5 protein-coding genes and 2 pseudogenes are annotated in these 4,308 nt (G+C 55.5%); 5 read left to right on the top strand and 2 right to left on the bottom strand.

Annotated elements, in window-relative coordinates:
- From RMO15_RS33320 to RMO15_RS15960, 4 genes and pseudogenes are all read left to right on the top strand, one after another.
- Nucleotides 1-144, top strand: a pseudogene (locus RMO15_RS33320) (diaminopimelate epimerase); the annotation flags it as partial.
- Between the two features lie 4 nt (nt 145-148).
- Nucleotides 149-937: a hypothetical protein gene (locus tag RMO15_RS15970; RefSeq protein ID WP_309714439.1), complete on the top strand. Its 789-nt coding sequence runs from the start codon at nt 149-151 to the stop codon at nt 935-937.
- Entirely contained in the window at nt 934-1,464 is a 531-nt protein-coding gene (locus RMO15_RS15965; RefSeq protein WP_309714438.1) for a hypothetical protein, read from the top strand. Before RMO15_RS15970 ends, RMO15_RS15965 begins: the two co-directional genes overlap by 4 nt.
- Before the next feature lie 147 nt (nt 1,465-1,611).
- On the top strand, nt 1,612-1,959 hold the full coding sequence (locus tag RMO15_RS15960; RefSeq protein ID WP_309714437.1) for a hypothetical protein: 348 nt from the start codon (nt 1,612-1,614) through the stop codon (nt 1,957-1,959).
- Between the two features lie 49 nt (nt 1,960-2,008).
- On the opposite strand, the gene RMO15_RS15955 is transcribed toward RMO15_RS15960, so the two are convergent.
- Nucleotides 2,009-2,689 carry a GNAT family protein gene (locus RMO15_RS15955; RefSeq protein ID WP_309714436.1) on the bottom strand — a complete coding sequence of 227 codons (681 nt, stop codon included), beginning with the start codon at nt 2,687-2,689 and terminating at the stop codon, nt 2,009-2,011.
- Entirely contained in the window at nt 2,690-3,322 is a 633-nt protein-coding gene (locus tag RMO15_RS15950; protein ID WP_309714435.1) for a phosphoribosylanthranilate isomerase, read from the bottom strand.
- A 48-nt stretch (nt 3,323-3,370) separates the two neighbouring features.
- Between RMO15_RS15950 and RMO15_RS15945 the strand changes: the two are divergent.
- A pseudogene (locus RMO15_RS15945) lies at nt 3,371-4,308 on the top strand (glycosyl hydrolase); the annotation flags it as partial.

The raw sequence follows: 4,308 nt of genomic DNA, 5'->3' as shown, positions 1-4,308 counted from the left end.
GCGGCGCATCTCAACGGTCTCACAGGCCGTGATGTGCTCGTCCATCTGCCCGGCGGCGATCTTAGAATCCAGTGGGGCATCAATAACCACGTCTACATGACCGGCCCCGCCACCCTGGTCTATGAAGGTACGATAGAATTGTAGCGTTATGCCCATTACGCCGCTAGATGTTCTCAAAAAGCTCTGGGAGCAGCGCGACCTGCTCCAGAAGGGCTGGCTCTCGCTTCAGCGGACGATCAAATCCGGCAAGACCGTGATCGCCGTCTTCGGCCCCGGCGGGGTCGGCAAAACAACATTCGGTGTTTATCTCTCCCCCGACTTCGACCCAGCAAGAATCGCCAAACAATACGAAGAGTCGCCTGGAATCGAAGAGCAGTGGCTCAAACTCGACAGCGCCCAGAAAATCTGGATCGCCCCCGGACAAGAGACATCGCGCATCGAAAAAACCTGGCCCCTCCTCAACCAGAAGCTCACCAGAGCCAAGCGCAAAGCCATTATTGTCTTCGTCGTTTCCTACGGCTACCACACTCCAAGACCAGATAGAACCATCACGGATTGGAATGCCTACATCATAGAGAAACGCACTGAGGAGCTTCGTTTTTTGGAGCGTGTTGTCAGCTACTTCGAGCAAACCCCAACAAGCGATCTACGTTTTCTGACTCTCGTCACCAAAGAAGACATCTGGTGGCCTGAGCATGACACGGTCATAGCGCACTACGAACAAGGCGAGTATAAGAAGCTCATTGACCGTCTCTTTTCTCAGAAAGGGCGCGATAACTTTCATCATGAGTTTGCCTACTTGTCTCTTCGGCATGAAAACTTGAAGAATGCCAGCGAAAGTACGATTGCTTTCCCCACTGCGGCAGGCTATGAAGACACTCTCTTCTATTCACATCAAGAGCGTGCCATGAGCATCTTGAAAGAGCTACTCAAATGAGCGCAGAACCAATCCCGTCACCAAGTATACAAAAGCAAAGTTATACTAGGATAGAATATGGCGATCTGCCCCGTGATACTGGTGAAATATCAGAAATACTCGCTATCTACGCCGCGAAGATTATCAACCAAACTAAAAAACAAAATACAATTAATGATGAAGTGTATAAAATTGGATTATACACCCTCCTTACAGCTACTATATTCATAGCAATGTCAATATCAGGAACTTACAGAATATACTTTGCATTAATGGCAATTTTTTCTAATTTGTTTATCTTTATTTTATTCAGAGGTCATTTTTTATTATTGAGAGATGAATCGGACTCTAATAGCTATTCAACACTATCCTATTTGGTAAGAAATCTGAAACCTGTTAATTCACTAGCCTCTGCAATACTACAAGACGAATCATCACTGACAAAAGGTGAGCGGCTTTTACTGGAGCTTCGTAGTTCCGAAGCCGATGAAGCGATTATCGAGGCGACGAGGTTTCTGAAGCGGGCGAAGTGGAAAGATATTCCCTAAGGTGACTTCGCGTGGGGCGAGGTGATGTTCCTGGCAAGTATTGTGATATTTCTGGTGGCGTGGTAAAATTTCTTTGTGCGAGGTGACTTCGCTTTGTGGCGAGGTGATATTTCGTACAGAAAATTGACATTTCAGAGGTGATGCTTCATGGCGCAAGAAATAAAATCACGTAAACGTCTTTCTCTGTCGGTTCTGGATGCGGATACGGTTAAAACCAGTGGAATCAAGCGTATTGCTACGCGCTACACCCCCGCTCGTGCAGAGTTCTCTGCCGCTGCGATAGCCAGTGCGGATGCCGAAGCACTTGCGGCGCAAGAAGCGGAGCGTGATGCGATTGCGGCGCTCGATGCGGCGCGGGACAAGGCACGTATTGCGGAGCACAAGCGCCATGATCTCTTAGTGGGCGCGACGGAGCAAGTCGCGGCGCAGTTTGGGAAGGACTCCGATGAGTACCAGGGACTGGGGCTGAAAAAGAAAGCGGAGTACGGGAAGTAAGGCGGCCCCCTGACCCCCAAGATTGGGGGAACGGTAAGGAATTTTCCTTTTATTTCCCCCACGTGTGGGGGTCAGGGGCTACCGCATTCAACTCGCTAAGTGAGACGTTCTCGCCGGAGTAGAGCACCCGCTCGAAGTGCGCTTTTTTTGCTTCCCACTCCCCGTCCAGCATCGCAAACCAGAGCGTGTCGCGGCTGACGCCCTTGCTGATCATGTGCTGACGGAAGCAGCCCTCGTAGGTGAAGCCAAGACGACGGGCGGCGGCGGCACTGCGTTCATTGCGGGAGTCGCACTTCCACTCGACGCGCCGGTACTCGCATGCCTCGAAGAGATGCCTGAGGAGTAGATAGATTGTCTCGGTGTTGGTCGCCGTACGCTGTGCCGCCGGGGTGTACCAGATGCTCCCCAACTCCGCGACCCCATCGCGTGGCTCGATCCGCATCACGGAGATCATTCCCAGCACCGCGCTATCAGAAAGCCGCCGCACCGTGTAGGGCTGCCAGTCGTCGCGGCCTTGCAACGACTCCAGATACCCCCGAAACTCCGCCTCACTCTCAAACGGCCCCTGGGTCATGTAGCGCCAGACAGCCTCGTAGTCGCCTCGATGAGCGGCAGCAAAGAGCTCCAGGCTGTTGCGCTGGGGGTTGGTCGGCACAAGGCGAATAAACTGCCCAGTGTGTTCAAGATAGCTGGGCTGCTCCCAGAGCTTGGTAAAGGGTGTGGTACGCATCTATTTTTGACTCCCCCGTTGGACGGGGGCCGGGGGGGAGGCTTTCGCCGCCGCGATGAAGTCGCGGAGCTTTTGCGGGTCTTTCTTGCCGGGGCTTGCCTCTCCGCCCGAGGAGACATCTACCGCGTAGGGCTGCACCAAGGCAATCGCTTCCGCGACGTTTTCCGGGGTGAGGCCACCGGCTAAGATAAGCGGCTTGCCGCTGAGCTGCGCCTTTGCGGCCACGGCGAGTCCCCAGTCAAAGACGACGCCCGCGCCGCCCAGGGATTTTTCGTGGTAGGCATCTAGGTGCACAGCGGCGACAGGCTCAGCGGCGGCCTCGGCGATGGCAGCCAGGCTGGCCGCATCGCGCACCCGAACCACACGAACGCAGCGGGTACTTGCCACCAAAGGCCCCTCGTAGAGCTGAAAGACATCCGCGCTCTTTTCGTAGCCTTGTGCTTGTTCGGTGTTCTGAGCGACCACAACAAGCGGCAAAAACGGCGGGAGCGCGGCACGAATCTCAGCGACAAGCTCCGGCGTCACGTAGCGAGGTGTCCCCGGGACGACAATCACACCCAGCGCATCGGCCCCAAGCTCGGCAGCCAGCAGAGCGTCGTGAACGGACGTAATCCCACAAATTTTAATGCGCATGTTAAGATATTACCTCCGTTAGGGCAGTATTACAGGTAAAATCCCGACATGAAATGCCATTCCCTTCCTTTGACAATCCTTAGTTTAAGCTTACTCACAACGCCTCTCTTTGCCCAGGAGAAACGAGTAGACCCCCTCCTGGAGAACCTAAGCTGGCGGAATATCGGCCCCGCGATCATGGGCGGGCGCATTGACGACTTCGCCGTGGTGGAGTCCGATCCCAAGACCTACTACGTGGCCACGGCGGCGGGCGGTATTTTCAAGACGCTCAACAACGGTGTCACGTTTGAGAGTATCTTTGACGGCTACGAGACCAGCAGCATCGGAGATATTGCCGTTGCTCCCAGCGACCCGAATATCGTCTATGTGGGAAGTGGCGAGGCCAACAACCGCCAGAGCAGCTCCTGGGGCTACGGGATGTACAAGTCAGGCGATGCGGGCAAGACCTGGACGCACTTGGGGCTGGAGAAGACGCAGCACATCGGTCGCGTCGTGGTGCACCCTACTGACCCCAATACGCTCTATGTGGCGGCGCTGGGCAAGCTCTGGGGGCCGAACCCGGAGCGCGGGCTGTACAAGTCCACCGATGGCGGCAAGAACTGGGTCAAGTCGCTCTATATCAATGAGGATACGGGCGTCACCGATGTCGCGATGGATCCGAAAGACCCTAACACGCTCTATGCGGCGGCCTACACGCGGCGGCGCACGGCGTTCGGGTTTGCAGGCGGGAGCGTCGACGGTGGGCTCTACAAGACCACGGACGCGGGAAAGACCTGGAAGAAGCTCTCGGGTGGCCTGCCCGGTGGCGAGGTCGGGCGTATCGGAATTGCGATCTATCCCAAGAACCCCAAGATTGTCTATGTCACGTGGGAGAACGACAACAGGGGGGGCACGCAGTCGGCACAGGGCAATGGCTTTATCTGGCGCACCGAGGATGGGGGCGAGAAATGGGAGAAGCGTGCCGCGACCAACCCGCGCCCGATGTA

The organism is Armatimonas sp., from assembly GCF_031410135.1.
GTDB lineage: Bacteria > Armatimonadota > Armatimonadia > Armatimonadales > Armatimonadaceae > Armatimonas.
The sequence above is the reverse complement of the archived record's forward strand: the minus strand, read 5'-3'. Positions and strand labels throughout refer to the sequence as shown.

Excerpts from the sequence above, each read along its gene's own strand:
- RMO15_RS15965 (WP_309714438.1), top strand. The coding sequence starts at position 934 with ATGAGCGCAGAACCAATCCCGTCACCAAGTATACAAAAGCAAAGTTAT.
- RMO15_RS15970 (WP_309714439.1), top strand. The coding sequence starts at position 149 with ATGCCCATTACGCCGCTAGATGTTCTCAAAAAGCTCTGGGAGCAGCGC.
- RMO15_RS15950 (WP_309714435.1), bottom strand. The coding sequence starts at position 3,322 with ATGCGCATTAAAATTTGTGGGATTACGTCCGTTCACGACGCTCTGCTG.
- RMO15_RS15960 (WP_309714437.1), top strand. The coding sequence starts at position 1,612 with ATGGCGCAAGAAATAAAATCACGTAAACGTCTTTCTCTGTCGGTTCTG.
- RMO15_RS15955 (WP_309714436.1), bottom strand. The coding sequence starts at position 2,689 with ATGCGTACCACACCCTTTACCAAGCTCTGGGAGCAGCCCAGCTATCTT.